Source organism: Methylobacterium mesophilicum (assembly GCF_036441335.1).
Taxonomy (GTDB): Bacteria; Pseudomonadota; Alphaproteobacteria; order Rhizobiales; family Beijerinckiaceae; genus Methylobacterium; species Methylobacterium mesophilicum_B.
Map to the genome: position 1 here is coordinate 131,922 of NZ_MLBW01000006.1, position 26,013 is coordinate 157,934.

Sequence of the window (26,013 nt, forward strand, 5' to 3'; positions counted from 1 at the left end):
GGCACGCCGGCGCCGAGAGGATCCACCCGGCGCAGGGTCTGTGAGAAGCGTGACCAGCCATCCGCGCGACACACCGCAATTCTACCTCACCGCCCCCTCGCCGTGCCCCTATCTGCCGGGACAGGAGGAGCGGAAGGTCTTCACCCATCTGGTCGGACGGCGCGCCCGCGACCTGAACGAGATCCTGACGCAGGGCGGCTTCCGCCGCTCGCAGACGATCGCGTACCGGCCGGCCTGCGAGACCTGCCGGGCCTGTATCTCGGTGCGCGTCGTGGTCGACGAGTTCGAGCCGAGCGCCAGCCAGAGGCGCATCCTCGCGCGCAGCGCCGACTGGGTCGGCACGCCGGAGCCCAACCGGCCGGCCTCCGAGCAGTATGCCTTGTTCCGCCGCTACCTCGACGCCCGGCACGGCGACGGCGGCATGGTCGACATGACCGTGCTCGACTACGCCATGATGGTCGAGGACAGCCACGTCGACACCCACCTCGTGTCGTACCGGCGGCACGGGCCGGACACGGCGATCACCGGCCGCGGCTCCGGGCCGCCGCTCGCCTTCTGCCTGACGGACGTGCTCTCCGACGGTCTGTCGATGGTCTACTCGTTCTACGACCCCGCCGAGGCCGCGCGCTCGCCCGGGACCTTCATGATCCTCGACCATATCCGCCGCGCGCGCCGGCTCGGGCTCCCGTATCTGTATCTCGGCTACTGGGTCGAGGGCTCGCGCAAGATGGACTACAAGTCCCGCTTCCGCCCGCAGGAGCGCCTGATGGGCCAGGGCTGGGTACGGATCGACTGAGCCCGGAGCCGGCGCGCGGTCCACACCGCTTGCCGCGCCGGCATGCCCGATGCGCATTGAGCGGCCGGCCCGGCGCATGCTACCGGCCACCCACGCAATCCGGACCGTGCCGAGGCCCCCATGATCCCCCGCTACAGCCGCCCCGCGATGACGGCGATCTGGTCGCCCGAGAGCCGCTTCCGGATCTGGTTCGAGATCGAGGCCCACGCCACCACGGCACTCGCCGAGATCGGCGTCGTCCCGAAGGCGGCGGCGGAGACGATCTGGACCAAGGGCAAGGACGCGGTCTTCGACGTCGCCCGCATCGACGCGATCGAGGCGGTGACGAAGCACGACGTCATCGCCTTCCTGACACACCTCGCCGAGATCGTCGGCCCCGAGGCGCGCTTCGTCCACCAGGGCATGACGTCCTCGGACGTGCTCGACACCTGCCTCAACGTGCAGTTGGTGCGCGCCGCCGACATCCTGATCGCCGACGTCGACTCGCTGCTGGCCGCCCTCAAGGCGCGGGCCTTCGAGCACAAGATGACGCCGACCATCGGCCGGTCGCACGGCATCCACGCCGAGCCGGTGACCTTCGGTCTGAAGCTCGCCCAGGCCTACGCCGAGTTCGAGCGCAACCGCCGCCGCCTCGTCGCGGCGCGCGCGGAGGTCGCGACCTGCGCGATCTCAGGCGCGGTCGGCACGTTCGCCAACATCGATCCGCGTGTGGAGCAGTACGTCGCCGAGAAGATGGGGCTCGCCGCCGAGCCGGTCTCGACCCAGGTGATCCCGCGCGACCGGCACGCGATGTTCTTCGCGACCCTCGGCGTCGTCGCCTCGTCGCTGGAGCGGCTGGCGATCGAGATCCGGCACCTACAGCGCACCGAGGTCCTCGAGGCGGAGGAGTTCTTCTCCGAGGGGCAGAAGGGCTCCTCGGCGATGCCGCACAAGCGGAACCCGGTCCTCACCGAGAACATCACGGGCCTCGCCCGGATGGTGCGCGGCTACGTCACCCCGGCGCTGGAGAACGTCGCCCTCTGGCACGAGCGCGACATCTCCCACTCGTCGGTCGAGCGCATGATCGGGCCCGACGCCACCGTCACACTCGACTTCGCCCTCGCGCGGATGACCGGCGTGATGGAGAAGCTGCTGGTCTACCCGGCCAACATGCAGAAGAACCTCGACCGACTCGGCGGCCTGATCCACTCGCAGCGCGTGCTGCTGGCGCTGACCCAGGCCGGGGTCTCCCGCGAGGATTCCTACCGGCTGGTCCAGCGCAACGCGATGCCGGTCTGGCGCGGCGAGGGCGATTTCCTGGCGCTGCTCAAGGCGGATCCGGAGGTCGCCGCGGCGCTCCCGGCCGAGCAGATCGAGGCCTGCTTCGATCTCGGCTACCACTTCAAGCACGTGGACACGATCTTCGGGCGGGTCTTTGTGTAGCAGCATTTTGAACAGATTGCATTGCGGAGGGTTTTATGGCCGATATTTCAGCTGAGCCAAAGCCAATACAGGCGATTTATGAGTGGTTTAGTAGCAGCCGAATCATCGTCAATAGATCATATCAACGCAAGTTGGTCTGGACACTTGAGGAAAAACAAAAACTGATCGATAGTATTTTGAAAAGGTATCCGATTCCTCTTATATTGATGGCGGAAGTAAAATCTGAAACGGACAGCAACTTTGAAATAATAGACGGTCTTCAGCGGCTGCACACGATTATTTCCTTTATAGAGGGACAATTTTGCACCTCAGACGGTCGCTATTTTGCGACCGAATACTTTACCGCGGCTCTCAATCGACGGAAGGAAGAAAAATACGTCGAGAATGCAGATATTAATGTCAGAATAGATAGTAATGAAGTCGCGCTCATACTGAACTATGTAATGCCTGTATCAATATTGAGAAACATAACTCCAGAACAAATTACAGAAGTATTTAGCAGAATTAACTCCTATGGCCATCGTTTGAGTGATCAAGAGAGAAGGCAGGCAGGTTTGCTTGGTAATTTCTCAAATTTGGTCAGAAATTTAGCTTGCGATATTAGAGGGGACGTCTCCTTTGATCGACTGCTTTTGAATGATATGCCGTCGATTAGTATCGATCTCCCAAACTCTCGTTATGGATATCAGATTCAGGCTTCTAACGTATTTTGGGTTCGTCACGGTATTTTGCAGTCAACGGGATTGAGAGACAGCATGGATGAACAGGCAATAGCTGATCTGATAGCTTCTGTTGTTTTGAGTGATCCTGTCGATCGATCAAAAGAATATTTAGACAATGCCTATGACGCCGGTAGCGAAGAATCGATCGCTTTGAGCTCGGCTTTGCAGCTATATGGAGAAAAGCGGCTTGCAGACGAATTTAAATTTGTAATCCAGGTCATTGACGAAATATGTGCTTACTCAAATCCAAGTTCCCTCCGAAAAATACTATTTAAGAACGCGAACACCAACCCGTTTCCAACAATTTTTTCAACAGTGTTTCTTGCTGTTCATAATATTATTTTCAAGGACAAAAAGGTGCTTTCTGATACTGCAAAGGCGTATGACGGATTAACTAATATTACAGAGCGGTTAAATACTCGTCGCAATGCACTTAGTGTCGACGAAAGAAAGAAAAATTTGGCGGCGGCAAAAGGAATTCTCCAAGATGCATTTGTATCTGGTAAACCTGAGAAAATTGCTTACACGAATATCAGCGTTATTGATCTCGAAAATCTTATCCGGCGCTCTCCCATCGAAACAAGCAGATTTGAAATAAAACAGGGAGTTGTGAACCTCGATCAAAGCAGAAAGATCAACATTTCGGTGTTTGATGACATTGTTCAATCAATTTGCGGAATAGCAAATATAGGAAAGGATTCTGAAGGTCACGTTTTGATAGGGGTAGCTGACAGAGAAGAGCACGCTAAGAGAATCGAGCAACTCGACGCCATTTCAGCGATTAATCTTGGCAAGCGATTTATCGTTGGAGTTGATCGAGAGGCCAAGATATTAGGGATCACCACAGAACAATATCTGCAGAAGTGGAGAGATGCGATCGCTAATTCAAAATTATCGCAACTTCTCAAAGACGGAGTGCTCGCAAATATTGACCTTATTACTTATCGCGGGCTGAATGTTGTGCACATAAGAATCCCAAGTCAGAAAGCTGTGTCGCTCGTAGGAGACTCCTATTTCTCTAGGAAGGCTGATTCTACTCATGAGGCGAAAGGTCTGGAAATAGCCTCCTTGTTTTCGCGTTTTTGAAGGCAATTGAAAATGTCAATACGCATCGTCTACCTCAACGGCCAGTTTCTCCGCTACGAGGAGGCGCGCGTGCCGATCATGGACCGCGGCTTCCTGTTCGCCGACGGCATCTACGAGGTCTCGGCGATCCTCGACGGCAAGCTCGTCGACAACGCCGCGCACCTCGCGCGGCTCGACCGCTCGCTCGGCGAGATCGGCATCCGCAACCCGCACGACGCGGCGGGCTGGGAGCGCCTGCAAACCGAACTCGTGGCGCGCAACGGCGTCGCCGAGGGGCTCGTCTACATGCAGGTCACCCGCGGCGTGGCCGAGCGCGACTTCGCCTTCCCGAAGGCCGGCACCGAGCCCACCGTGGTGATGTTCACGCAGGCCAAGACCGTCCTCGCCAACCCGCTCGCCGAGAGCGGCGCCCGGGTGATCACCGTCGAGGACCTGCGCTGGAAGCGGCGGGACATCAAGTCGGTGGCCCTGCTGGCGCAGGTGCTCGCCAAGCAGCAGGCGGCCGAGGCCGGCGTCGCCGAGGCGTGGATGGTCGAGGACGGCGCGGTCACCGAGGGCTCCTCCTCGACCGCGTTCATCATCGGCCGCGACCGCGTGCTGGTGACCCGGCCGCTCTCCACGGCGCTGCTGCCGGGCATCACCCGCGCTTCGGTGCTGCGCCTCGCCCAGGAGGCCGACCTGCGGATCGAGGAGCGGCTGATTCCGGTCGACGAGGTCTACGCGGCCCAGGAGGCCTTCTACACCAGCGCCTCCGCCTTCGTGATGCCGGTCGTCGAGATCGACGGGCGCGCGATCGGCGAGGGGCGGCCGGGCGCGCTCACCCGGCGCCTGCGCGAGCTCTACATCGAGGCCGCCCGCCAGGGTTGAGGCCGCCGCTTCCCGTCCACAGGACGGGCCGTCGGGCGCGCCGGAGGACAGGAACGAATCCCGTCTCCGACTGTTCCTCCCCGAATTCGTATCTCGAACCCGGGGGGGCCCCTGTGCCGAACAAGACACTGCTCGCCGCGCTCGCGACGACCCTGGCGGCCGCCCTCGCGGCGGCGCCCGCCCGCGCCCAGACGACCANAGCGCGTGCGCCCCAACGCGGACGCGCCGCCGCGGGACCAGTCCCTCAGCGACAAGCTCCAGAAGAACGACGGCGTGATCAAGCCGCCGGATTCCGGCACGACCGGCACCGTCGTGAAGCCCGACCAGACCGGATCCATGCCGGTGATCAAGCCCCATGAGCTGCCCGGTCGTGATCCCGGCACCGAGGCCAAGTAAGGCGGTCACGTCGGGGACCGGCGGGCCGCCATGCGGCCCGATCATGCGGCCCCTTGCTTGATTTCGCTGCCCGGATCGCGGAAACGGCTCACGACGTGCGCCGCCTGCACCCGTGGGCGGCGCCGTCCCGGTTTCCGTCGCGGGTAAGCAGGCAGGCATGGCCAACGTCGTCGTTGTGGGCGCCCAGTGGGGCGACGAGGGCAAGGGCAAGATCGTCGACTGGCTCTCCGAGCAGGCCGACATCGTGGTCCGTTTCCAGGGCGGCCATAACGCCGGCCACACGCTCGTCATCGACGGCGTGACCTACAAGCTGGCGCTGCTGCCGTCGGGCGTCGTCCGCGGCGGCAAGCTCTCGGTGATCGGCAACGGTGTCGTCGTCGATCCCTGGCACCTGATCGACGAGATCGAGCGGATCAAGGCGCAGGGCGTGGACGTCTCGCCGTCCTCCCTGCGGATCGCCGACAACGCGACGCTGATCCTGCCGCTCCACCGCGAGCTGGACCATTTCCGCGAGACGGCCAATGCCGGGCTGAAGATCGGCACGACCAAGCGCGGCATCGGGCCGGCCTACGAGGACAAGGTCGGGCGCCGCGCGATCCGGGTCGTCGACCTCGCCGATCCCGACGCGCTGCCGGCCAAGATCGAGCGCGTGCTCACCCACCACAACGCCCTGCGGCGCGGCCTCGGGATCGACGAGGTGAATGCCGAGGCGCTGCTGGCCGAGCTCAAGGCGATCGCGCCGAAGATCCTGCCCTTCGCCGATACCGTCTGGTCGCTGCTCGACGAGGAGCGCCGGGCCGGCAAGCGCATCCTGTTCGAGGGCGCGCAGGGCGCACTGCTCGACGTCGATCACGGCACCTATCCGTTCGTGACCTCCTCCAACATCGTGGCCGCGCAGGCGGCGACGGGCTCTGGCCTCGGCCCGGGGGCGATCGGCTACGTTCTGGGTATCGCCAAGGCGTACACGACCCGCGTCGGCGAGGGTCCGTTCCCCACCGAGCTGTTCGACGAGATCGGCGAGACCATCGGCAGCCGCGGGCGCGAGTTCGGCGTCAACACCGGGCGCAAGCGCCGCTGCGGCTGGTTCGACGCCGTGCTGGTGCGCCAGACGGTCCGGACCTCCGGCATCCACGGCATCGCGCTGACCAAGCTCGACATCCTCGACGGCTTCGAGGAGATCCGCGTCTGCACCGGCTACCTGCTGGACGGCCAGCCGATCGACCATCTGCCCGCGAGCCAGGCCGCGCAGGCCCGGATCGAGCCGGTCTACGAGGTGATTCCGGGCTGGTCGGAAACGACCGCCGGCGCGCGCTCCTGGGCGGATCTGCCCGCGCAGGCGATCAAGTACGTCCGCCGGATCGAGGAACTGATCGGAGCACCGGTGGCGCTGCTGTCGACCTCGCCCGAGCGCGACGACACGATCCTGATGCACAACCCGTTCGAGGATTGACGCATCGCGCGCTATCCCGTTGACGACGCGTGTTTTCGGCGGCCCTGCCTGTATCCAGTCCGCGCGGGCTTGATCTAGAACGGGCTGGCGGCCGGGCGGTCCGTCTCGCGATCGGCCCGCCGCCTCGAAGGCGACCGGCGCGCGGGCCCTGAACCGCGCGGCGGGATACGACAAACCGGCCGACGGCCGCGACCGGACCTGTCGGGCGGGCGCGGACCTCGGTCCCCGGCCTCCGACCGGTGTTGCCGGACGGCGGCCGAAGGGGCGGACCAGAGTATCATGGCCGATTACTACCCGCTTCTGGCCCGCGCGCTCGACGCGCTGCCGGACCGAACGCCCGCCCTGCGCAAGGCGGTCTACGATCGCGCGCGCAACGCCCTGATCAGCCAGCTGCGCTCCCTCGACCCGCCGTTGTCGGAGAACGACATCGATCTCGAACGCCGGGCGCTCGACGCCGCGATCGAGCGGCTCGAAGTGGATCACGGCGGCCTGCCGGCCCCCGCCAACGATGCCGCGCAGGCGCCCGAGAAGCCCGCCCCGGCCTCGATACCGGTCCCACCACCGGTCCCGGCTCCGGCCGTTCCGGAACCCGCCGTGCCCGAGCCGATCGCGCCGGCGGCCACCGAGCGCGAGATCCCCGAACCGTCTCCCCCGGAGCCGGGGACCGGACCGAAGCTGGCGCCGATCCTCCCGCCCGCCAAGCCCCCCTTCGCGGTCGCGCCCCGCCAGGACGATCGTCGTGCCGAGGACGGTCCGCGCGAGGCGCCGATCCCGTTCGCGCCGCCGCGGACGGGCACGCAACCGCCGCCCGCGCCCGATCCGGCGCCGCCGGTCGCCGAGGCCTCCGCCGCGGAGGAGCCGGCCGTCGAAGATGCGGATGCCGAGTCCACCGAGTCCGCCGGTGGGCGTCAGCGTCCGCGGATCGAGGTCGTCCCGCCGCGCACCGGTCGGTCCCGCGTGCTGCGCAACGTCTTCGTGGGCGGTGTCCTGGCAGTGGTGATCGGCCTGATCGCCGTCGCGGCCTTCCTGCTGCGCGACCGGCCGCAGAACCTGCCGTCGAGCGGCACGGAGGCCGCGGACACGCAGCAGCCAGAGGGTGAGACCAAGTTCGGCGACCGGGTCGGCGGCGACGCCGCGCCGGCGCCGAAGGCGCCGACGCGCGTCGAGAACGGTGCGCCGCAGCGGAATGCGGCCGCCGCGCCCGCGCCCGCCGATGCGGGCGTCGCCGTCGCGCAGAGGGCGGAGCTGGTCGAGGAGGCGACGGGTGCCGAGGGTGGACAGCCGACAGTGACCCCGGGACGGGTGACGTGGCGGCTCGAGACCGTGAACGGGGATCAGGGGCAGCCCGTACAGAACGCCGTGGTCGCGACCGTGACGATCCCGGATGCCGGCCTGACGCTGGTGATGACCATCCAGCGCAACCTCGACGCGACCCTCCCGGCCTCGCACACGGTGAGCTTGGCGTTCAGCCAGAGCGGCAGCAGCGGCGCGTCCCGCACCGTCCAGGATGTCGGGTTGCTCCAGGCCAAGGACGAGCAGAGCGCGCGCGGCTCGCCGGTCTCGGGGTTGCCGGTCCGGGTCCGCGACAACCTGTTCCTGATCGGCCTGTCGTCGCTGCAGAACGACGTGGAGCGCAACACCGACCTGCTCCTGCACCGGAACTGGTTCGACATCGCGCTGCGCTACACGTCCGGCCGCCGGGCGGTGCTGACCTTCGAGAAGGGCGCCGCGGGCGCCCAGGTGATGCAGAACGCCTTCGACGCTTGGCAATGATCGCCTGGCAATGATCGCTCGGCGGCAGCCGCCGCCGAGCTTCGACCAAGTCGGAGGGACCCGCCGCGTCGCGCGCGCCGGGAAGCGGGTCAGCGGGCCTCGATGCCGGTCCGGGGGTGTTCGCGGGTGGCGATGTTCCGCTTGACCGCTTCCTGGACCTTCTCGAAGGCGCGGACCTCGATCTGGCGGACACGCTCGCGGGAGACGCCGAACTCGCCGGAGAGATCCTCCAGGGTGATCGGGTCCTCGGCGAGGCGCCGGGCCTCGAAGATGCGGCGCTCGCGCGGGTTGAGCACGCCGAGGGCGTCCTTGAGCGCCGACAGTCGGTTCTGGCCCTCCTGCTCGCGCGCCAGCACGGTCTCCTGGCTCGGGCTGTTGTCCACCAGCCAGTCCTGCCACTCGCCCTCGCCCTCCTCGCGCAGCGGCGCGTTGAGCGACGTGTCGCCGGACAGGCGCCGGTTCATGTCGATCACGTCCTGCTCGGGCACGCCGAGGCGGGTGGCGATCTGCTTCACCTGATCGGGCTTGAGATCGCCCTCGTCGAGGGCCGAGATCTTGCCCTTCGCCTTGCGCAGGTTGAAGAACAGCTTCTTCTGGTTCGCGGTCGTGCCCATCTTCACGAGCGACCACGAGCGCAGGATGTATTCCTGGATCGCCGCCTTGATCCACCACATCGCGTAGGTGGCCAGACGGAAGCCCTTGTCGGGATCGAAGCGCTTCACCGCCTGCATCAGGCCGACATTGCCCTCCGACACGACCTCGCCGATCGGCAGGCCGTAGCCGCGGTAGCCCATCGCGATCTTCGCCACGAGCCGCAGGTGCGACGTGACGAGGCGGTGCGCGGCTTCGCGGTCGCCGGCGTCCCGCCAGGCTTTCGCCAGCGTGAACTCCTCGGACGGCTCCAGCATCGGGAATTTGCGAATCTCGTCGAGGTAGCGCGAGAGGCCACCTTCGTTGGCGAGCACGGGCAGCGTACCGGCCATGGCATTCTCCTGGACTAAGGTCCCCCTGTCGGGCGGACGCGACGGACAACAGTGCCGTCCACTCGGGCCGCTCTTGAGCCGACCCTGCCGGCCCCCCATCTCGTACGGGACGCCGGGGAGCCGGTCGCGGTCGATGACACCCACGTCGTCAACAACGCGCCACCGGCGAATTTGGTCGTACCATGTCACGATGTGACGCGGTACGGGGTGATCTTTCGCACGCCGCGGGGCGGCGGTTACACGCGCGGCGCCCCGTCGCCCTCCGCTCTCAGGGTCCGCACCAGGTTGTCCAAGTCGGGCGGCAGCGGGCTCTCGAACCGCAGCGTCGCGCCGGTGCGCGGGTGGCTGAAGCCGAGCAGTTCCGCGTGGAGGGCTTGGCGCCCGAGCGCCGCGAGGGCGGCGCGGCTCTCCGGCGACAGGCGAGCCGCCTTCGTCCGGAAGGCGCCGCCGTAGACGGCGTCCCCGAGCAGGGGATGTCCGCGATGGGCGAGATGCACGCGGATCTGGTGCGTGCGACCCGTCTCCAGCCGGCAGCGGACGAGGGCGGCTTCCCGGTACGCCTCGGCCACGGCGTAGTGGGTCACCGCGTGGCGCCCGCTCGCGTCCGAGACGACGGCGATCTTCTCCCGATGGAAGCGCGACCGCGCGAGGCTGGCCTCGATCGTCCCGGCCCGCGGCTGGGGCAGGCCCCAGACCACCGCGGCGTAGGCGCGTTCCAGAGGACCGGACCGGCCGTGATCGGCGAACTGGGCGGTGAGGCCCTGGTGGGCCGCGTCGTTCTTGGCGACGACGATCAGGCCGCTCGTGTCCTTGTCGAGGCGATGGACGATGCCGGGCCGGCGCACGCCGCCGATCCCGGACAGGCTGGCCCCGCAATGGGCGATCAGGGCGTTGACCAGTGTCCCGCTCTCGTGGCCCGGGGCGGGGTGAACGACGAGGCCGGCCGGCTTGTCGATGACGATCAGGTCGTCGTCCTCGTGGACGATCGGCAGATCCGCGGCCTCGGCCACCGGCTCTGCCGGGGCGGCTGGCGGTACCGTCAGCACGACGCGCGCGCCGGCGGCGACCTTGCTGGCCGGGTCGAGGGCAGGGCGGCCGTCCCGCTGAACCTGGCCGGTGCGGATCAGGTCCTGCAGCCGGGCCCGGGACAGATCCGGGAACAGCGCGACCAGTGCGCGATCGAGCCGCACGCCTCCCTCGGCCACGATACCGGCCCGCTCGTCCTGCGCGTTGTCCACCACGACCCCAGTTTTCTCCCGATCTGACCCGCCGCGGCGGATTTCCTGACGAAGGCACTTGCTCCGCCGCCGGGTGGTGGCTATAGCAGCCCCGCGCCGCCGGAAAGCTCCCATCGTCTAGCGGTCTAGGACGTCGCCCTCTCACGGCGAAAACAGGGGTTCGATTCCCCTTGGGAGCGCCAGCGCGCTGGCTTTCATCACAGGTCGCGCCGCCTCATCATCGAGGGCCGCACTTCCGGGCCATGCCGGATGGGCCGAGGCGGCGGTGCTCGCCCGCCAGGCCCGTGCGTCCGCGTGCGGCAGCCTCTGAGTCTGCGCGATCGATCGACGGAGCGCGCGAGTTTCTCCCTGCTGGGTCGGTGAACGTTCGTCGGGCCGATGCCGCTCGAGCGGCGTGATCCGGGCGCGGATACCGGCTTGGCTTCGAGCCGAGGAGGCGCTTCCGGCCGTCGACGGCCGCGTCTGCGCTCTGCGATACGGGATCTGCGTCCCGCCCTACCAGAACCATATCACGCGGCCGGAGACCGCGTGGATCACGAACCAGAGCCCGACGGCCAGAACGATCGACGCCACGACGGCGGCCAGATGAGGCTTCTTGCGGGTGCGGCTGGTGCGGAGGGGCGCGATCTGATCCATGAGCGAGAGGGACGGCATCTCCTGCCGAACGCGTACCCGGGGGCTGCCTGCCCGAAGAGCCCGCGGCCCCGTGGATGCGGTCGGTGACAACGCCGCCTTAGCACCAAGATCCGCCTCGGCTGTCCCCATCAAAAGATGCGTTGGTGTCGTTCGGAACGCCGGATGCGCGCGCGACGTCCGCTCATCGACCTTCGCCGCCGATGGGTTCTGGCCTGTGGTCAGCGTGAATATCGGGGATGACGCCGGTTCGCCCGGATCCAGGTTGTTGCGCGGCGCAACCCATTAACACGGCGCGGCTTTCCAGCGGGCATGATGGCAGGATGCCTCAGCCCGTGAGCTCGCGATGCACTTCAAGATCCACGCCACCGGACAGCATCTCTGGACCTGGGTGCTGCTCGACGAGACCGAGATGACGGTCGCAGAGTCCGACCGGTCGTTCCCTTCTCGGACGCAGGCTTCCGCGGCCGCTCTGGCTTTCGCGAAACTGGTGGCGCGCGCCAGCCGCTCGCTCAATGGTGGCGCGTCGAGCGGCCTCCTCTAGGCGATCGCGTTCGTCGCGGATCTTCCGCAGGTCCTCGCCCGGCTTCGCGCCGCCGATCAGCGCCAGCGCTCCTTCATGCAGGCCAGCACGTAGACGCTCCGGAGGCAGCCTTCGCGATCCGACTGGGAGCGCGCGTTGCTCATGCAGGCATCCATGCCCAGGCTCAGCAACTGGCGGTCCACGTCTGTCGTGCGGGCGCAGGAGAAGATCGGCTGAAAGCCCTCGAACCGGCTGACCTGCCAGAAAATCGCGATGAAGGCGGCCAGGCAGAAACCGCAGACCAGCAACCGGCTGTCGTAGAACCAGTGCCTGCGCCTCTGATCGGTGACGCCGTGCTCGCTCATCTTGCCACCAGCGAATCGCGCGATGTCGCACCGAGCGAGTCTCGACGTTGATCCCGGGCGGGGGCGCTGACTGCCGAGCGCACCCTCCCGGGGGACAGGAGACCATAGCGCTGCCACCGTGTCGACGCGGGCCGATCGCGCGGTGACGGCTCTCGTACCGGTGAACCGGTTGGATCGACCGCGACTCCGCACCTGTCAGCCCGATGCCGACGGGCCACGTCCTGAGCGGCAGGTCGAAGTCCGCATTCCGCTCATCGGACGTGTCGCCAGTATCGTCGTCCGGTGAGAACCGGATGCGCGCCGATCTATGGCATGACGAGGCGCCCGAGCATCGATCGTTGGACGGTTATAGTCGGCAACAGACCAGTCTTCGGCTTGAGCCACTGATGCTCATACTATCCGGCTCGCTTCGAGCTTCTGGAATACGGCGCTCACGTGGAGCCGGATCGGGCGCCCCGTTAATTGTGAATGCGAAATATCTTCCGGGTACGTATTCCGACGCGATCAACAATTCGTGGTGTCGATGTGTTTCTGTTGGCGCTTGCGCGATAGGGTATTGCTGTATACGCCACACGGAAGAGCCGACGCGTGATCGAGGGCTGGGGGGATGCCGCTGGTTGTCATCTTGGCTGCCTTGTGCAGCGGACTGGCTGTGCTTGCGTTCGGCTGGCAAGCGTTGGGTTTCTATACGCTATTTCTGGCGTCCTGCGTCGCGAGCGCGGTCGCCGTCCTCGTAGGCGGCGGGCTCGCGCTCCTGAAGGCCGGGACGTCCAGACCGTTCCAGGATCCCGCGAAGATGTTCGACATCGCCGGGCTCGCGAGCGGCCGTCGCCGCGACCTTCGCCTCGTGCCGCGGCGCCTCTACTTCGATATCGAGCACGGTCGCGAGATCATCAAGGATGAGATCGGCATCGAGGCGACCAGCCTCGATCAGGCGCTGGACGACGCCCGGAGCGTGATCCGGGACATGGTCCAGGAACTCGCCGACGAGGGCTACGCGGACGATTGGGTGCTGGTCGTGCGCGATACCAGGGGGATTTCGATCGCGCGCCTGCCGATCGAACGGACGCCCGCGCAGGCGCAGGCCGACCGCCGCTCCGCCTGATCGACGGATCGTCGGGCCGCGTCCCGGTCCCCGCACCGTCCGGACGGCCTTCGCCGAGCCCCGGTCACCCATCGGCGACGCTCGGAGCAGCACCTCGCGCCTGCCGGCCGGTCCGCCCGGATCAGCGCTCGCCCAGTTCGTTCAGCAGCCGGTCACGGGCCCGACTGACCCGGCTCTTCACCGTTCCAGCGGGGCACCCGATCACGGAGGCGGCGGCTTCGTAGGGGAGGCCGTCGACGGCGACGAGGATCAGCGCCTCGCGATAGGCCGGTTCGAGCCGGTCGATCGCCGCCTGCACCTCCTTGAGGCCCATGCTGTGTTCCTGGGCGGCCGGCTCGGAGCGCGCGGTGGCGTGCACGCCGTCCGGATCCGGGACCTCGAGACGGCGCTTGCGCCGCCCGTTGATGAAGCCGTTGCGCAGGATCGTGAACAGCCACGCGGCGAGGCTGGTGCCGGGCTGGAAGCGCTGCCGATGCTCCCAGGCCTTGAGCAGGGTGAACTGCACGAGATCGTCGGCCTCGACGCCGTCGAACGTCAGCGACAGGGCGTAGCGGCGCAGGCGCGGCACCAGGGCAATCAGGTCATCCTTGAAGGCATAGGGAACCTGCCGTCCGCTCTCGGCGGCATCCAGGGCCGCTGACAGGCGGTCCAGCACGGCGGAGAGCCGGGAGCCGATCTCGATTGGTGCAACTTCTGAATAGTATTGGCGCAGCCGAAGACCGAGCTGCGCGTGGACATGCGAGATGACGGGATCGGACGCGCGGGTCCGGTCGCACTCTTCGTCAGAGGGCTCCACGGTGAAGCTCTGGGCTCGATGAGTCGGAGACATCGGCGCGGCGCGCACGACCTCTCGCGGGAGGGACGGGGACTTATCTCTGGTTGATCTCGACGGCGTCAATGATGCGGGTATACCAGTGAAAAGGTCGGATCTGGTGGAACCGGTTTGCGCGCAACCCGTTTGTGCCCCGCTGCCGACAGGGCAGCGAGCGCGCGAAGGGGTGCAGAAGCCGTGACGGCGGGCGTCGACAGGCACGAACTCCGGCAGATTATCGCCGGGTCGAGCGAGGGCGTGATCCTGGTCGAGCCCGACCAGACTATCGCGTACGCCAACGAGGCCGCGCTCGCCATGCACGGCGCCGGGTCCCTCGACGAGCTCGGCCCGACCGTCGACGCCTACCGCGAGCGCTTCCACGACGTCGTGGTCGGGGTGCGCCGGGCCGACAGGCCCGACATGGACTTCATGCACTCGCTGCGCAGCCTCGTGGCCACGGACCGCGACGGCAACCCGAGCTGCCTGGCGCTGAGCCTCGAGGTCGTCTCCGACCAGTTCGAGGCCGAGGAGCATTTCGACCGGGCCCGGCGCGCCGTGCGCCGCGCGGCCGACGATGCGGCCGACGATGCGGGCGACGATGCGTCCGACTACGCCGGGGACGCCTACGCCCGCGGCGGCCACGACCTGCGCCGCGCCACGCGCGAGGTCAGCCACCACCTGCATGCTGTTCACCTTCGCCGACCTGGAACTGCGCCGGAAGGCCGAGGCCGCCCTGCGCCAGAGCGAGGAGCGCTTCGCCAAGGCGTTCCGCCTGACGCCGGTCCCCACCGTGCTGGTGCGGGCCGACGACGGCCAGGTCACGGGCGTGAACGAGACGTTCGGCCGGGTCTTCGGCCTGGGCGAGGACCGCGTCGTCGGCCGCTCGCTGGTGGAGGCCGGCCTGTGGGTCGCCGACAAGCAGCGCCTGCAGGTCGAGGCCGCCCTGGAGCGGCAGGGCTACGTGCTGGGTGTCGAGGTCTGCCTGCGCCACGAGAGCGGCGCCAACCTCGACTGCCTGGTCTCGGCCGAGCGCATCGAGATCAACGAGACGGCCTTCGTGCTGATGGTCCTGCAGGACATCACCGAGCGCAAGCACACCGAGCGGGAGCTGTTCGACGCCATCGAGACGGTGATGGCCGACACGTCGTGGTTCAGCCGCGGGCTGATCGAGAAGCTCGCGAACCTGCGCAGGCCGGACGTCGGTAGGCCGGACGCCACCGTCTCCACCCTGACGGTGCGCGAGCGGCAGATCCTGAACCTGATCTGCTCCGGGCTGAGCGACGACGCGATCGCGCGCAAGCTCAACCTGTCGCGCAACACGGTGCGCAATCACGGCGCCGCGCTCTACCGGAAGCTCGGCATCCACAAGCGCAGCGAGGCCGTCGTCTGGGGTCGGGAAAACGGATTTCCGCTGCAAATCGGCGGAACCAGCTGACATTTCTACTAGTATAAATATCTCATTGAATGCGAGTGTCGCCTCGATATCTCGTCTTTGGTTGAGGTTTTACTCCGAGCACGGATTTCCCATGACCGAAGACACGAACTCGACTTCGCCCAAGCACATCAAGGCCTCCGTCAAGGAAGCTCTCGGCAAGCTCACCGGCGATGCCGGTGTCGAGGCCGAGGGCCGGCGTCAGAAGCGCGAGGCCCGCTCGGCCAAGGCCGCCGTGACGGCGCCTGCCGGCTCGGACCGGGACTGATCTCCGTTCGGGGGCGCCCCGAGGACGGGCGCCATTCCACCACCCACCACACGAGGAGCACGACATGGTCGATACGGATCGGATCACAGGGGCCGCCAAGGAGTTCGGCGGCAAGGTGCAGGGCGCGGTGGGCGACCTGACCGGCTCGCGGCGGGACTCGGTCGAGGGCCGCGCCCGCGCGGCGGCGGGCCAGGCCGAGACCGTCTACGGGCAGGCCAAGGACGCCGCGCGCGACGCCGCCGAGCACGTCGCCGACACGGCCCGCGACATCGGGGGCAAGATCCGCGACACGGTCGGCGGCCTCGTCGGCTCCGACGACGTCGAGCACCGCGCCCGCCGGGCCCAGGGTGCCGCCGAGGAGCATTTCGACCGGGCCCGGCGCGCCGTGCGCCGCGCGGCCGACGATGCGGCCGACGATGCGGGCGACGATGCGTCCGACTACGCCGGGGACGCCTACGCCCGCGGCGGCCACGACCTGCGCCGCGCCACGCGCGAGGTCAGCCACCAGGTCGCCGAGTTCCCGCTCGCCTCACTGCTGATCGCCGGCGCCGTCGGCTTCGGCCTCGGCCTGCTCGTGAGCGCCACCCGCGACTGAGCCACCACAGCCTCTCGGCGACGAACGACCCACCATCCGGAGTGACAGCGTGACCATCCAGACGACAACCGCCCCCCTCGCGACCGGAGCGGCGCACGCCGATACGCGCGCCGTGCTGCTCAACGAGGTCTCGTGGGGCGCGATCTTCGCCGGCGCCGTGACCGCCCTCGTGACCCAGGTCATCGTCAACCTCGTCGGCGTCGGGGTGGGTCTCGCCTCGGTCGGCACGACRGCGGCCGACAACCCCTCGGCCGCGAGCGTSTCGATGGGCGCCGGGCTGTGGTTCGTGGCCTCGGGCCTCGTCGCCTCGCTGGCCGGCGGCCTGATCGCCGGCCGTCTCTCCGGCAAGCCGCTGCCGGGCGCGGCCGCCCTGCACGGTCTGGTCTCCTGGGCGGTCACCACCCTGGTGGTGCTGTACCTCTTGACCTCGGCCGCCAGCGGGCTGGTCGGCGGCACGCTGAGCACGGTCTCGGGGGCGCTCGGCGGGGCCGGCAGCCTCGTGGGCGGCACGGTGCAGACGGCGGCCCAGGCGGCGGCGCCGTCGCTGTCGAAGATCTCGAACCCGCTCGACGGCATCGAGCAGAAGGTGCGCGAGCAGGCCGCCGGGCAGGACCCGCAGGCGGCCCGGGACGCGGCGGTGGCGGCYGTGAAGGCCGTCCTGACCGGCGACCCGGCCCAGAAGGAGCAGGCCAAGACCCGGGCGGCCGACGCCCTGGCCAAGGCGCAGGGCATCGCGCCGGACCAGGCCAAGGCGCAGATCGACGACTACCAGAKGCAGTACGAGCAGGCCGTGGCGACCGCCAAGCAGAAGGCCGAGGCGGCGGCGGTGACCGCGAAGTCGGCGGCGACCCAGGGGGCGTTCTACGCCGCCATCGCGCTGATCCTCGGCGCGCTGGCCGCCTTCCTCGGCGGCCGGATGGGCGCSCCGAAGCCCGCGACCCTGCTCGGCGCCTACGAGACCCGGCGCGTCTGAGCGTTCCACCGGCCCCCGCGCGGGACGCGGGGGCCGCCCCCGGCCGGGACGACCGGCCTCACCAGCGAAGCAGGAGCACACGCGATGAGCAGCACGACCGACAAGCTGAAGGGCCTGGCCAACGAGGCGGTGGGCAACGTCAAGCAGGCGGCCGGCAAGGCGACCGGCAACGACCGGCTGGTGGCCGAGGGCAAGGCGCAGGAGCTGAAGGGCGAGGCGCAGAAGACCGTCGGCGACGTCAAGGACGGCGCCAAGACCCTCGCCGACAAGNTCGGCGCCTACGAGACCCGGCGCGTCTGAGCGTTCCACCGGCCCCCGCGCGGGACGCGGGGGCCGCCCCCGGCCGGGACGACCGGCCTCACCAGCGAAGCAGGAGCACACGCGATGAGCAGCACGACCGACAAGCTGAAGGGCCTGGCCAACGAGGCGGTGGGCAACGTCAAGCAGGCGGCCGGCAAGGCGACCGGCAACGACCGGCTGGTGGCCGAGGGCAAGGCGCAGGAGCTGAAGGGCGAGGCGCAGAAGACCGTCGGCGACGTCAAGGACGGCGCCAAGACCCTCGCCGACAAGGTCACCGGCAAGCGCTGAGCCGGGCCCGGCGGCGCGGGCCTGTCCGGCGCCGCCCTCAGGCCCTCGTCCGGCAGGGTGTCGGTCCGAACCGCACAACGCGCGAGAGCAGAGCCGATGCGGCGCTTCGCCAGCCTCTTCCTGCGTCAGGAATTCGTGTTTCTGGTGCTCGCCATCCTGCTGAGCGTCGGCGCGGGCGTGGCCTACTGGGTTTCCCGCGCCACCGTCCTGACGATCGCGGTCGCCCCCAAGGACGGGACGGAGCCGGCGCTGATCCACGCCTACGCGGATGCCCTGGCCAAGCGCCACAAGGAGATCCGCCTCAAGATCCTGTCCTTCGACGACGTGCGCGACAGTGCCGAGGCGCTGCGCGACGGGCAGGTGGATCTGGCGATCGTGCGGCCGGACGTCGAACTCCCCGACAACGGCCTGACCCTGGCGATCCTCCGCGACCAGGCGATGATCATCGCCTCGCCGGAGGCGTCCGGGATCGACCGTTTCCCCGACCTCGACCGCAAGCGCCTCGCGATTCTGGCCCATCGGGACGCCGACGAGGCGCTCATCCGCGCCATGCTGGAGCATTACGGGTTGACGCTGGTCGCCACCGAGCCGGAAGGCGGTCTGCCGCCGCGCCACGTCGCCCTGATCGAGATGGCCGAGAGCGACCTGGGCGCGGCCTTCGCCCGGAGACGGGTCGACGCGGTGATCTCGGTCATCGCACCGACCGCGCCGACGGCCCAGCGGATCGTCGGCCTCGTCCAATCGGCCAGCCGCAACCGCAAGGTCTCCTTCGTCGACGTCGAGAATGCCGATGCGATCGTCGCCCGGCTGCCGCGGCTGCAGGTGGTCACCATGCCGGCCGAGACCTTCGGTGGCAGCCCCAAGGTACCGGCCGAGGACGTCCACACGGTCGGCGCCTCGTACCGGCTGATGGCGCGGTCGAACCTCGCCCGCTCGGTGGCGGCCGACGTCACCCAGCACCTGTTCGAGCTGCGCAGCGCGATGGCCAACGTCACGCCCGCGGCCGACTACGTTCAGGCTCCCGCCTACGACGGGACCGTCGGCGCGACGAGCGCGCGGCTGCCGATCCACCCCGGTGCCGTCGACTATTACGAGCGCGAGCAGCAGAGCTTCATCGAGCGCTACGAGACGTGGATCTACCTGCTCGCTTTCCTGGGCGGCGGCATCGGCTCCGCGCTCGCCTGGATCGGCCAGCGCCTGTCACGCCTGCGCCGCGAGCGCGTCGAGGAAGCGACCGACCGCCTGCTGCAGATCCGCCAGGAGGCGCAGGAGATCCCGGATGCCGGGCGGCTCGAGATGCTCGCCCGGGAGATCGACGATCTCGCGGGCGACATCGCCAAGCATGCCCTGGAGCGACCGACCGAGGCCCGGACCATGTCGGCGGCGGCCATCGCCATCGACGCGGCCCGCTCGACCGTGAAGCGCGCCATCGCGGCCGGCCGGAGCGCGGATGACGGTCCGGCCCTCGCCGGCAGGGCCGTCACCGCCGACGCGGCCCAGACGCCGGCATGACCCGTTGCGGCGGCCCATCGCCGTACCACCCGGGCTTCGGCCCACCTGAAGGAAGGACGACGCCATGAGCAAGGGATACCCCTCGATGACCGCGCTGCTGGGCCTGCTGGCAGTGGCCGGCTACCAGAACCGCGATCGGATCGCCGAGTGGCTCGGCGGCCACGCCAAGGAGGCCGGGCGGTCACCCGCCCCGCAGGTTCCGCCCGCGACGGGGTCGACGATCCCGGCGAACCTGGATCGACTCCTCGGCGGCGCCAGCGCGGGAGGCGTCGGCGGCCTCATCGCCGGAGGCCTGACAGAACTGGTCGATCACTTCACCAAGGGCGGCCACGCCGAGACGGCGCAGTCCTGGATCAATCACGGCCCGAACCGCGACATCCCGGCCGCCGACCTGGAGCGCGCCATCGGGCCGGACACGCTGGCGGCCCTGGAGCAGCGCACCGGCCTGAGCAAGAGCGAGCTGCTGGCGCGCCTCTCGCGCGATCTGCCCTCGGCCATCGACCGCTACTCGCCGGACGGGCGTCTGCCGGCCTTCGGCTGATCCGCGACGGCGGCCGCTACTCGACCAGCTCGTCCACCGTCGCCATCAGCGACGGCGCGATCGTCAGCCCGAGGGCAGCGGCCGTCTTCAGGTTGAGCAGCGTGATGAAGCGCTCGCTCGCCTGCACCGGCAGGTCGCCGACCACCGCGCCGCGCAGGATCCGGTCGATGTAGCCCGCCGCCCGCTGCACGTCCTGCTCGACGCTGGTCGTGTAGGCGGCGAGGCCGCCGAGACGGACCGGCGCCGCGTAGGCGTAGACGGCCGGCAGGCGGTAGGTGGCTGCCAGATCCACGATCCGCTGGCCGTACACGCCGGTCACCGCGTCCGGCAGCGCGATGAGGCCGCCCTTCGGCTGGGCGGCGAACGCCGTGATCGCCGCGTCGATCTCGGCGGCGTCGTGCACGCCCGCGATCCGGGCGTCGATCCCGAGTTCGGGGCCGATCCGGGCGATCTCGGCCGTGTAGCCCGCGAGGCGCGCCCGGTAATCGGGATTGATCAGGGCGAGGGCCCGGGTGACGCCGGGGCTGAGTTCCTTGAGGAGCTGCAGCCACTTGCCGACGAGGACGAAGTCGAAATTGGTGAAGCCGGTGAGGTTGCCGCCGGGCCGCGACAGGTTGGTCACGAAGCCGCCGCCGACCGGGTCCTGGAGCATCATGAAGACGACCGGAACGGTCGTCGTCGCCCGCTGGAGCGCGGTCGCGCCGACGACGCCCTGGGCGAGCACGACGTCGGGCCGGCGCGCGAGGATCTCCTCCGCCTGAACGCGCATCCGCTCGGCATCGCCGTTGCCGTACTGCAGGTCGACGGCGAGGTTCTGCCCCCAGATCCAGCCGTACCGCTTCAGGCTCTCCTTCAGCGTGTCGACGATGACGGGAGAGTCGGGATGCGCTTCGCCGTAGACCAGCAGGATTCCCAGGCGACGCTGACCGCGCGCCTGCCCCGAGGCGAGGGCCGGCCACGCGGCGGCTCCGCCGAGGCCCGCGATGACGTCGCGCCGTCTCATGCGCCGGTCTCCCGCCTTCACCATCTCCGAGCCGCGCCGATCGGGAGGAATCCGGCCGCGCGCTCCGCGACGGTAATAGGCGCTGCCTTAAGGCACGGCTATCGCGGCCAAGGACGGGCCAGCCCGGGCGGGAGCGCCGGGCTCAGCGGACCTCGACCCGGCTGCCGCTGCCGCCGTTCAGCAGGCGCTTCAGGTGGAACGCCGCGACCCCGTCTTCGGGGCGCAGGCCGACCAGGGCCGCGAAGGCCGGAAGGGCCCCGGCCTCACCCGCGTCGAGCTTGGCGTAGGCGTCCTGGTACTGGGCGAGCAGCGCGTCGCCGTAGGCGGCTTCCGTCAGGGGTTCGTAGGCGCGCAGCGCCGTCTGCTTGCCGCGCAGGAGCAGGTCGCCGAGGGGGCGGCCGCGGAACTGTCCGGCGCGGATCACGACGGCGTCGCTGACGCAGATCCGGGTGCCGAAGGCCTTGTTGGCGTTCTCCAGACGGGCGGCCGTGTTGATGGTGTCGCCGTAGGCGGTGTAGTCGAAGTACCGGCCGCCTCCGAAATTGCCCACGATCGCCGGGCCGGCATGGACGCCGATCCGCGTGACGCCGATCTCGATCCCGCGCTCGCGCCAGCGCCCGCGGAAGCCCTCGGCGGCCTCGTCCAGGGCGAGGGCGCAGGCCACCGCCCGGGCCGCGTGGTCCGGCTGGTCCCCCGGCGCGCCGAACAGCACGTGCAGGGCGTCGCCGACGATCTTGGCCACCGTCCCCTCGTGGGCGAAGACCACGTCGGTCATCTCGGCGAAGTAGCCGTTGAGGATCTCGGCGAGCTGCGCCGGGTCGAGGCTCTCCACCAGGCCGGTGAAGCCGGCGATGTCGGTGAACAGCGAGGCCACGTCGCGGCGATGGCCGCCGAGCTCGAGACCGGACGCGTCCCCGGCGAGCCGCTCCGCCAGGTTCGGCGAGAAGTACCGGGCCAGGGAGGCGTGGGCCCGCTCGGCGAGCGATTGCCGCCGCCGCCCCTCGCGCAGGTCCTCGACGTGGCGCAGCGTCCGCTCGATCGTCGTCTCGAGGTCCGCGAAGTCGATCGGCTTCGTCAGGAAGTCGAAGGCGCCCCGGTTCATCGCCGTCCGGATGTTCGCCATGTCGCCGTAGGCCGAGACGATGATGATCGAGGGGCGTTCGGCGAGGTCCTGCAGCTTGGCGAGGAGCGTCAGACCGTCCATCCGCGGCATGTTGATGTCGGACACGACCAGGTCGACGTCGCGGCTCTCCGCGAGACGGTCCAGCGCCTCCTGGCCGTCATGGGCGAACAGGAACGTGACGAGGCCCTGCCGGATCTGACGGCGGAACTTCTGGGTGATCAGCGCCTCGAGATCCGGTTCGTCGTCGACGACGAGGATCTTGGCGCTCGGTGCGCCGGGCGTCATTCGGCCCCCGCGAAGGCGGTCAGCCGGCGATCGATCTCGGCCTTCAGCACGGCGAAGTCGATCGGCTTGGTGATGAGCCCCACGGCGCCGGCGGCGCGGACCTTCTCGCGCGTCTCGGCGTCGCCGTAGGCGGTAATCATGATCACCGGCACGTCGGGCCGCGCGGCGCGGACCAGGGGCAGCAGTTCGAGGCCGGTCATCCCGGGCATGTTGATGTCCGACAGCATCAGGATCAGGCTGGGCTCGTTGGCGCCGGTGATCCGCTCCAGGGCCTCCGCGGCCGAGTGCGCGAAGGCCATGGCGAAGCGTCCGGCCCGAAGCTCGCGGCGGAACTGCTGCCGGAACAGGTCTGTCACGTCGGGTTCGTCATCGACCACGAGGATCAGGACGTTCATGGCTGGCTCTCGGTCTCGGTCGCCGGCTCGGCCGCGGGATGCGGCGGCGCGGCCGGCGTAACACTCTGGCGCGGCAGGGTGATGATGAATTCCGTGAAGGCACCCGGTTCGGTGGCGACGTCAACCGTCCCGCCGTGCTGCTTGACGAGGATGTCGTGGCTCAGCGACAGGCCGAGCCCCGTTCCCTCGCCGGCCGGCTTGGTGGTGAAGAACGGGTCGAACATCTTGGCCTTGACGCTCTCGGGAATACCGGTGCCGTTGTCGCGCACCCGGATCTCGACGTGGTCGCCCCGGTCCCGCGTGGCGACCGCCAGCGTCGGTTCGTAGCCGGGCTCGCCGTCGGCGGCGCGCTTCTCGGTGGCGTAGAACCCGTTCGACATCAGGTTCAGGAGCACCCGCGTGATCTCCTGGGGGTAGAGGTCGGCGAGGCCGGCCGCCGGATCGTAATCGCGCACGAGAGTCACGTTGAAGCCGGGTTTCGCCGCACGGGCCCCGTGATAGGCAAGATTCAGGCTCTCCTCGACCAGCGCGTTGACCTCGACCGGGCGATGCTCGCCGGACCCGGTGCGCGAGTGCAGCAGCATGTTCTTGACGATCGAGTCCGCGCGCTTGCCGTGCTGGACGACCTTCTCGAGGTTGCTCTTGAGCAGGCCCGCGAGCTCCTCGACCTCGGCGCGCGTGTCCGGGTCGAGGGCGGTCGGTTCGAGCACCTCCCGCAGCTCGTCCACCAGCTCGTTGGAGAGCGAGGCGAAGTTATTGACGAAGTTCAGCGGGTTCTTGATCTCGTGGGCGATGCCGGCGGTCAGCTGTCCCAGCGAGGCGAGCTTCTCGGACTGGACGAGCCGGCTCTGCGCCCGCTGGAGATCGTCGAGCGACCGGTTGAGGTCGCGGGTCCGCTCCTCGACCTTGGCCTCGAGCGTCTCGTAGGAATCCTGAACGCGGCTCGCCATCGTGTTGAAGCGGTGCGCGAGGGTCTCGATCTCGTCGCCGGTGCGGATCTCGATGCGCTCGGACAGGTCGCCCGCACCGAACCGCTCCGCCCCGTCCTCGAGTTCGCGGATGGGCACGACCATGCGCCGGGCCAGGAAGGTGCCCGCCACCGCGGCCAGCAGGACGCCGAGACCCATCAGCGAGGTGGTCTGGATCACGGATTCGAGTGCTGGACCCATGGCGTCGCGCAGCGATTCCTGCACGAACACGATCCAGTCGACCCGCGGGATGGTGGCGTGGGCCGCCAGCACCCAGCCGCCGTCGAGGCCGGTGGTGATCTCGTAGTCCTGGCCGGCCATCCGGGAGCCGGGGAGCGCCGCCGCCACCTCGGGCAGGCCGGACAGATCGGTGTCGCGCAGGACGAGGCTGAGATCCGGGTGCGCGATCAGCCGCCCGGTCGCCGTCGTCACGAAGGCGTAGCCGTGCTCGCCGACATTGATCGCGCTGACCACGTCCCAGATCAGCTTCAGATTGACTTCCGCGACGGTCACGCCCGGGTCGCGGCCGGCATGGGCCACCGAGACGGTCATGTACGGCTCGGAGCCGCGCCGGAAGTAGACCGGGCCGAACCACGTTTTCTGGGCGAGCGCCTGGGTGAAACGCGGCGAGGTCGAGAAATCCTTCCCGCTGGCGACGGCGTCCGGCTCCAGCCGCGAGACGCGCAGCTGCTCTTTCCCGGCCGGATCGAGATAGGCGACCTCCGTGATGGCCGGAGCCTGGCGCAGCAGGCGGATGAAGTCGTAGCGCTGCTGCTCGGGGGAGACGCGCCGCCACTCGGCCCGGGTCGTCCAGCCGATCTGACTCTCGATCGAGGACAGGAAGGCGTCGACGCGCTCGGCGGCGGCGCGCGCCTTGGTGCGCTGCGTCTCGATCGCGGTTCGCTTGGCGTCCTGGTAGTTCAGCGTCAGGTCGACCGCGCCGTTGATGAGCAGCACCAGGCTGACGAGGCCCACGAAGGCCACCGCGAACTTCCCCGCGAGCGGCAGGCGGAACCAGCGCGGCGGGTTCGCGGCCGGCGGGGCGGCGAGCGGGCGCGGCGCCGTCATTCGACGATCTCGTCCGCCTGGGCGAGGAGCGCCGAGGAGATGGTCACGCCCATGCTGCGCGCGGTCTTGAGGTTCACGATGAAGTCGAATTTCGTGGGCGCCTGGACCGGCAGGGTCGCGGGATTCTCGCCGCGCAGGATCCGGCCGACATAGGCGGCGGCCCGGTGGACCGTCTCCACCGGGTCCGGTCCGTACGACATCAGACCGCCCCGGTAGGCGAAGCGCCGGATCGCGAAGACCGCGGGGACGCGGAGGCTCGTGGTGAGCGCGACGATCCGGTCGCCGTTGGCCTCGCTGAACGTGCCGGGCGCGACGATCAGGCCGCCGTCGCCCAGCCGCGCGAGATCGGCGATGACGGGCTCGATGTCGGCCGCCTTGTCGATCTTCACGACCACGGTCTCGATCCCGAGCGCGGCCGCGGTCGCGCGGAACGGCTCGGCGTAGAGGTTCTCGCCGCGGATCTCGGTGCTCGGATTGGACAGGAGCGTGACGCGCCGGAGGCTCGGGACCGCCTCCTTCAGGGCCGCCACCCATTTCCCGCCCAGCGGCGCCTCGTAGAGCGTGAAGCCGGTGATGTTGCCGCCGGGGCGCTGGAGGCTCTCCACGTACCCGAAGCGGACCGGATTCGAGGCGCCGACGAACACGATCGGAATCTGCTTCGTGAGGGCCGCCACGGCCGTGAGCTGCGCGCTGAGATAGGCGAAGATGACCGGCGGCTGCGCGGCCACGAGTTCGGTCGCGAGGAGACGCGTGCGCTCGCGATCCGCTCCGGTCCAGCGATCGTCGACCCGCTGATCCGGATGACCGTGATCGCGCAGGCCGGCGTGGAACGACTCGGCCAGCACCCGGCCCTCGGGATCGCCCTCCGCGAAGGGCCAGAGCGCCGCGACGTGGGCCTGACTCTGCGCCAGCACGGCGCGCGGCCAGCCGGCGAGCGCCAGGGGCAGCCCAGCGAGTACGGTCCGCCGCCTCATCCGACCCCCGCGCCCCATCCCCGCCCACGGCCCCGCCGCGCGGACCGGACCGTGCGCCTCGGCCGACCCCTGCGAACGATCGCCGGAGCATAGTGCAAGCTCGACTTTGGCACCACGC

26 protein-coding genes, 1 tRNA gene and 1 pseudogene are annotated in these 26,013 nt (G+C 68.8%); 18 read left to right on the forward strand and 10 right to left on the reverse strand.

Translation table 11 applies throughout. The annotated features are described in order from the left end of the window. The first annotated feature begins 49 nt into the window (after positions 1 to 49). The 7 genes from MMR14E_RS05040 to MMR14E_RS05070 all read left to right on the forward strand — a co-directional run bounded on the left by MMR14E_RS05040 (position 50) and on the right by MMR14E_RS05070 (position 8,512). Positions 50 to 796: an arginyltransferase gene (locus MMR14E_RS05040; protein ID WP_331313104.1), complete on the forward strand. Its 747-nt coding sequence runs from the start codon at positions 50 to 52 to the stop codon at positions 794 to 796. A 120-nt stretch (positions 797 to 916) separates the two neighbouring features. Then, positions 917 to 2,218, forward strand: coding sequence for an adenylosuccinate lyase (gene purB / locus MMR14E_RS05045; RefSeq protein WP_331313105.1), 1,302 nt, complete (start codon positions 917 to 919; stop codon positions 2,216 to 2,218). A gap of 35 nt (positions 2,219 to 2,253) precedes the next feature. Beyond that, positions 2,254 to 4,026 carry a DUF262 domain-containing protein gene (locus MMR14E_RS05050; RefSeq protein ID WP_331313106.1) on the forward strand — a complete coding sequence of 591 codons (1,773 nt, stop codon included), beginning with the start codon at positions 2,254 to 2,256 and terminating at the stop codon, positions 4,024 to 4,026. Between the two features lie 12 nt (positions 4,027 to 4,038). Further along, complete coding sequence (locus MMR14E_RS05055) at positions 4,039 to 4,893, forward strand: D-amino-acid transaminase (RefSeq protein ID WP_331313107.1); 855 nt, start codon at positions 4,039 to 4,041, stop codon at positions 4,891 to 4,893. Between the two features lie 204 nt (positions 4,894 to 5,097). Beyond that, positions 5,098 to 5,289: a hypothetical protein gene (locus tag MMR14E_RS05060; protein WP_331313108.1), complete on the forward strand. Its 192-nt coding sequence runs from the start codon at positions 5,098 to 5,100 to the stop codon at positions 5,287 to 5,289. Positions 5,290 to 5,446: 157 nt separating this feature from the next. Continuing rightward, positions 5,447 to 6,739 (forward strand): adenylosuccinate synthase, encoded by a 1,293-nt coding sequence (locus tag MMR14E_RS05065; RefSeq protein ID WP_331313109.1) that lies wholly within the window; start codon positions 5,447 to 5,449, stop codon positions 6,737 to 6,739. A gap of 279 nt (positions 6,740 to 7,018) precedes the next feature. Continuing rightward, positions 7,019 to 8,512 carry a histidine kinase gene (locus tag MMR14E_RS05070; protein WP_331313111.1) on the forward strand — a complete coding sequence of 498 codons (1,494 nt, stop codon included), beginning with the start codon at positions 7,019 to 7,021 and terminating at the stop codon, positions 8,510 to 8,512. Positions 8,513 to 8,601: 89 nt separating this feature from the next. On the opposite strand, the gene rpoH is transcribed toward MMR14E_RS05070, so the two are convergent. Then, positions 8,602 to 9,495, reverse strand: coding sequence for an RNA polymerase sigma factor RpoH (gene rpoH, locus MMR14E_RS05075; protein ID WP_331313112.1), 894 nt, complete (start codon positions 9,493 to 9,495; stop codon positions 8,602 to 8,604). A gap of 236 nt (positions 9,496 to 9,731) precedes the next feature. Continuing rightward, a complete protein-coding gene (locus MMR14E_RS05080) occupies positions 9,732 to 10,736 on the reverse strand; it encodes an RluA family pseudouridine synthase (RefSeq protein ID WP_331313113.1) in 1,005 nt (334 codons plus the stop codon). Between the two features lie 103 nt (positions 10,737 to 10,839). Here MMR14E_RS05080 and MMR14E_RS05085 point away from each other — a divergent pair. Beyond that, a tRNA-Glu gene (locus tag MMR14E_RS05085) sits at positions 10,840 to 10,915 on the forward strand. A 313-nt stretch (positions 10,916 to 11,228) separates the two neighbouring features. On the opposite strand, the gene MMR14E_RS05090 is transcribed toward MMR14E_RS05085, so the two are convergent. Next, positions 11,229 to 11,387: a hypothetical protein gene (locus MMR14E_RS05090; RefSeq protein WP_331313114.1), complete on the reverse strand. Its 159-nt coding sequence runs from the start codon at positions 11,385 to 11,387 to the stop codon at positions 11,229 to 11,231. Positions 11,388 to 11,712: 325 nt separating this feature from the next. Between MMR14E_RS05090 and MMR14E_RS05095 the strand changes: the two genes are divergently transcribed. Next, positions 11,713 to 11,910 carry a hypothetical protein gene (locus tag MMR14E_RS05095; RefSeq protein WP_331313115.1) on the forward strand — a complete coding sequence of 66 codons (198 nt, stop codon included), beginning with the start codon at positions 11,713 to 11,715 and terminating at the stop codon, positions 11,908 to 11,910. A 56-nt stretch (positions 11,911 to 11,966) separates the two neighbouring features. On the opposite strand, the gene MMR14E_RS05100 is transcribed toward MMR14E_RS05095, so the two are convergent. Continuing rightward, entirely contained in the window at positions 11,967 to 12,254 is a 288-nt protein-coding gene (locus tag MMR14E_RS05100) for a hypothetical protein (protein ID WP_331313117.1), read from the reverse strand. Positions 12,255 to 12,861: 607 nt separating this feature from the next. On the opposite strand from MMR14E_RS05100, the gene MMR14E_RS05105 reads away from it, so the two are divergent. Beyond that, positions 12,862 to 13,359 (forward strand): DUF6894 family protein, encoded by a 498-nt coding sequence (locus MMR14E_RS05105; protein WP_331313118.1) that lies wholly within the window; start codon positions 12,862 to 12,864, stop codon positions 13,357 to 13,359. Positions 13,360 to 13,480: 121 nt separating this feature from the next. Here MMR14E_RS05105 and MMR14E_RS05110 read toward each other — a convergent pair whose 3' ends face one another. After that, positions 13,481 to 14,188, reverse strand: coding sequence for a sigma-70 family RNA polymerase sigma factor (locus MMR14E_RS05110; protein WP_331313147.1), 708 nt, complete (start codon positions 14,186 to 14,188; stop codon positions 13,481 to 13,483). A 180-nt stretch (positions 14,189 to 14,368) separates the two neighbouring features. Between MMR14E_RS05110 and MMR14E_RS05115 the strand changes: the two are divergent. The 8 genes and pseudogenes from MMR14E_RS05115 (at position 14,369) to MMR14E_RS05150 (ending at position 20,079) form a co-directional block, all read left to right on the forward strand. Beyond that, positions 14,369 to 15,605, forward strand: a pseudogene (locus MMR14E_RS05115) (PAS domain S-box protein). A gap of 91 nt (positions 15,606 to 15,696) precedes the next feature. Next, positions 15,697 to 15,870: a CsbD family protein gene (locus tag MMR14E_RS05120; RefSeq protein ID WP_331313119.1), complete on the forward strand. Its 174-nt coding sequence runs from the start codon at positions 15,697 to 15,699 to the stop codon at positions 15,868 to 15,870. A gap of 64 nt (positions 15,871 to 15,934) precedes the next feature. After that, positions 15,935 to 16,465, forward strand: coding sequence for a CsbD family protein (locus MMR14E_RS05125; protein WP_331313120.1), 531 nt, complete (start codon positions 15,935 to 15,937; stop codon positions 16,463 to 16,465). 49 nt (positions 16,466 to 16,514) lie between these two features. After that, a complete protein-coding gene (locus MMR14E_RS05130) occupies positions 16,515 to 17,438 on the forward strand; it encodes a PhnA-like protein (protein WP_331313121.1) in 924 nt (307 codons plus the stop codon). 84 nt (positions 17,439 to 17,522) lie between these two features. Beyond that, positions 17,523 to 17,738 carry a CsbD family protein gene (locus MMR14E_RS05135; protein ID WP_331313122.1) on the forward strand — a complete coding sequence of 72 codons (216 nt, stop codon included), beginning with the start codon at positions 17,523 to 17,525 and terminating at the stop codon, positions 17,736 to 17,738. 84 nt (positions 17,739 to 17,822) lie between these two features. Continuing rightward, complete coding sequence (locus tag MMR14E_RS05140; RefSeq protein ID WP_331313123.1) at positions 17,823 to 18,026, forward strand: CsbD family protein; 204 nt, start codon at positions 17,823 to 17,825, stop codon at positions 18,024 to 18,026. A gap of 96 nt (positions 18,027 to 18,122) precedes the next feature. Beyond that, entirely contained in the window at positions 18,123 to 19,538 is a 1,416-nt protein-coding gene (locus tag MMR14E_RS05145) for a TAXI family TRAP transporter solute-binding subunit (protein WP_331313124.1), read from the forward strand. Between the two features lie 64 nt (positions 19,539 to 19,602). After that, on the forward strand, positions 19,603 to 20,079 hold the full coding sequence (locus MMR14E_RS05150) for a YidB family protein (RefSeq protein ID WP_331313126.1): 477 nt from the start codon (positions 19,603 to 19,605) through the stop codon (positions 20,077 to 20,079). Positions 20,080 to 20,095: 16 nt separating this feature from the next. Here the strand turns inward: MMR14E_RS05150 and MMR14E_RS05155 are convergent, their stop codons facing one another. From MMR14E_RS05155 to MMR14E_RS05175, 5 genes are all read right to left on the reverse strand, one after another. Beyond that, positions 20,096 to 21,082, reverse strand: a complete 987-nt coding sequence (locus MMR14E_RS05155; RefSeq protein WP_331313128.1) for an ABC transporter substrate-binding protein — start codon at positions 21,080 to 21,082, stop codon at positions 20,096 to 20,098. Positions 21,083 to 21,224: 142 nt separating this feature from the next. Then, entirely contained in the window at positions 21,225 to 22,490 is a 1,266-nt protein-coding gene (locus MMR14E_RS05160; RefSeq protein ID WP_331313130.1) for an adenylate/guanylate cyclase domain-containing protein, read from the reverse strand. Beyond that, positions 22,487 to 22,885 carry a response regulator gene (locus MMR14E_RS05165; protein ID WP_331313132.1) on the reverse strand — a complete coding sequence of 133 codons (399 nt, stop codon included), beginning with the start codon at positions 22,883 to 22,885 and terminating at the stop codon, positions 22,487 to 22,489. Before MMR14E_RS05165 ends, MMR14E_RS05160 begins: the two co-directional genes overlap by 4 nt. Then, positions 22,882 to 24,921: a sensor histidine kinase gene (locus MMR14E_RS05170; protein ID WP_331313133.1), complete on the reverse strand. Its 2,040-nt coding sequence runs from the start codon at positions 24,919 to 24,921 to the stop codon at positions 22,882 to 22,884. Before MMR14E_RS05170 ends, MMR14E_RS05165 begins: the two co-directional genes overlap by 4 nt. Next, complete coding sequence (locus MMR14E_RS05175; protein WP_331313135.1) at positions 24,918 to 25,895, reverse strand: ABC transporter substrate-binding protein; 978 nt, start codon at positions 25,893 to 25,895, stop codon at positions 24,918 to 24,920. Before MMR14E_RS05175 ends, MMR14E_RS05170 begins: the two co-directional genes overlap by 4 nt. Positions 25,896 to 26,013 lie beyond the last annotated feature (118 nt).

Coding starts and splice junctions, on each gene's coding strand:
- purB (WP_331313105.1), top strand. CDS start 917: ATGATCCCCCGCTACAGCCGCCCCGCGATGACGGCGATCTGGTCGCCC.
- MMR14E_RS05050 (WP_331313106.1), top strand. CDS start 2,254: ATGGCCGATATTTCAGCTGAGCCAAAGCCAATACAGGCGATTTATGAG.
- MMR14E_RS05055 (WP_331313107.1), top strand. CDS start 4,039: ATGTCAATACGCATCGTCTACCTCAACGGCCAGTTTCTCCGCTACGAG.
- MMR14E_RS05065 (WP_331313109.1), top strand. CDS start 5,447: ATGGCCAACGTCGTCGTTGTGGGCGCCCAGTGGGGCGACGAGGGCAAG.
- MMR14E_RS05070 (WP_331313111.1), top strand. CDS start 7,019: ATGGCCGATTACTACCCGCTTCTGGCCCGCGCGCTCGACGCGCTGCCG.
- rpoH (WP_331313112.1), bottom strand. CDS start 9,495: ATGGCCGGTACGCTGCCCGTGCTCGCCAACGAAGGTGGCCTCTCGCGC.
- MMR14E_RS05090 (WP_331313114.1), bottom strand. CDS start 11,387: ATGCCGTCCCTCTCGCTCATGGATCAGATCGCGCCCCTCCGCACCAGC.
- MMR14E_RS05095 (WP_331313115.1), top strand. CDS start 11,713: ATGCACTTCAAGATCCACGCCACCGGACAGCATCTCTGGACCTGGGTG.
- MMR14E_RS05100 (WP_331313117.1), bottom strand. CDS start 12,254: ATGAGCGAGCACGGCGTCACCGATCAGAGGCGCAGGCACTGGTTCTAC.
- MMR14E_RS05105 (WP_331313118.1), top strand. CDS start 12,862: ATGCCGCTGGTTGTCATCTTGGCTGCCTTGTGCAGCGGACTGGCTGTG.
- MMR14E_RS05110 (WP_331313147.1), bottom strand. CDS start 14,188: ATGTCTCCGACTCATCGAGCCCAGAGCTTCACCGTGGAGCCCTCTGAC.
- MMR14E_RS05120 (WP_331313119.1), top strand. CDS start 15,697: ATGACCGAAGACACGAACTCGACTTCGCCCAAGCACATCAAGGCCTCC.
- MMR14E_RS05125 (WP_331313120.1), top strand. CDS start 15,935: ATGGTCGATACGGATCGGATCACAGGGGCCGCCAAGGAGTTCGGCGGC.
- MMR14E_RS05140 (WP_331313123.1), top strand. CDS start 17,823: ATGAGCAGCACGACCGACAAGCTGAAGGGCCTGGCCAACGAGGCGGTG.
- MMR14E_RS05145 (WP_331313124.1), top strand. CDS start 18,123: ATGCGGCGCTTCGCCAGCCTCTTCCTGCGTCAGGAATTCGTGTTTCTG.
- MMR14E_RS05150 (WP_331313126.1), top strand. CDS start 19,603: ATGAGCAAGGGATACCCCTCGATGACCGCGCTGCTGGGCCTGCTGGCA.
- MMR14E_RS05155 (WP_331313128.1), bottom strand. CDS start 21,082: ATGAGACGGCGCGACGTCATCGCGGGCCTCGGCGGAGCCGCCGCGTGG.
- MMR14E_RS05160 (WP_331313130.1), bottom strand. CDS start 22,490: ATGACGCCCGGCGCACCGAGCGCCAAGATCCTCGTCGTCGACGACGAA.
- MMR14E_RS05165 (WP_331313132.1), bottom strand. CDS start 22,885: ATGAACGTCCTGATCCTCGTGGTCGATGACGAACCCGACGTGACAGAC.
- MMR14E_RS05170 (WP_331313133.1), bottom strand. CDS start 24,921: ATGACGGCGCCGCGCCCGCTCGCCGCCCCGCCGGCCGCGAACCCGCCG.
- MMR14E_RS05175 (WP_331313135.1), bottom strand. CDS start 25,895: ATGAGGCGGCGGACCGTACTCGCTGGGCTGCCCCTGGCGCTCGCCGGC.